Genomic DNA, 661 nt, shown 5'->3' on the forward strand with positions numbered 1-661 from the left:
CCGCTGGTCGCGCGGCTTCGCGGCCTCGCCCAGTCGCCGGAGGCCCGCAGGATCGAGTTCGCCCGGCCCGGCAGCGCCGCGATCGCCGGCCTCGTCGAAGCGCTTCGCCACGCAGGCGGGGAGAACGACGCCGTGCCGAAGCTCTATGCGCAGTCGATCGTGCTGATGATCGCCGCGCGGTTGCTGAGCGACGATCGGCGCAGCGAAGGGGGCGACAGGCGCAGCGTCTGCCCGCTGCCCAAGTGGCGGCTGAAACGGGTCGACGCCTATGTGGACGCTCATTTCGGCCGACGCGTCACCCTGGAGGAGCTCGCCGCCGTCGCCGGCCTCAGCCCCATGTATTTCGCGGCGCAGTTCCGGGCTGCGCGCGGGATGTCCCCGCATGATTACCTCCTGGCGCGCCGGATCGAGCACACCAAGGAACGGATGAGCACCAGCGCGGATCGGCTGATCGAGATCGCGCTGGAGGCCGGGTTCCAGACGCAGGCCCATTTCACGACCGTGTTCAGGCGCCTGACAGGCACGACGCCCCGCCGCTGGCGCGATAAGGAAGCGCTTCGCCGCCGCGCCGCCTGAACGCGCCAGCGGCGGGGCGCTCATTGTGGCATGCCAGACGGTGAGGTTGAACCGACGCCCTGGCATGGCTGTCCTGCGCCTGGAA

At 70.5% G+C, this 661-nt stretch carries 1 protein-coding gene; it reads left to right on the forward strand.

Annotation, left to right across the window (positions count from 1 at the left end):
* Positions 1-576, forward strand: a 576-nt coding sequence (locus ACIKT0_RS19610) for a helix-turn-helix domain-containing protein (protein WP_407106923.1), incomplete at its 5' end; no start/stop codon positions are given.
* Positions 577-661 lie beyond the last annotated feature (85 nt).

The sequence above is a fragment of the Hansschlegelia beijingensis genome (assembly GCF_045505405.1).
GTDB classification, from domain to species: Bacteria; Pseudomonadota; Alphaproteobacteria; order Rhizobiales; family Methylopilaceae; genus Methylopila; species Methylopila beijingensis_A.